At 48.9% G+C, this 266-nt stretch carries 1 pseudogene; it reads left to right on the top strand.

The window, feature by feature from the left end:
- A pseudogene (locus tag ACYP03_RS26465) lies at window positions 1–266 on the top strand (glyceraldehyde-3-phosphate dehydrogenase); the annotation flags it as partial.

The following is a 266-nucleotide window of genomic DNA, read 5'->3' as shown; positions in this document are numbered from 1 at the left end:
GCCAACACCTGAAGTGCCCGGGTGCAGCGAAAGTTCTGCTGACCGCACCGGGTAAAGGTGAGATCAAGAACATCGTATTCGGTGTGAATGAAACAGACATTCTGAGTGAAGATACTATTATCTCGGCGGCCAGCTGCACCACTAACGCCATCACACCGGTACTGAAAGCCGTTCATGATAAGTACGGTGTATTAAACGGACACATTGAAACCGTTCACTCTTACACCAACGATCAGAACCTGATCGACAACTTCCATTCTGGCGAA

Source organism: Photobacterium sp. R1 (assembly GCF_054600795.1).
Note: the sequence above shows the minus strand (reverse complement) of the source record. Positions and strands in the feature narration are given on the sequence as shown.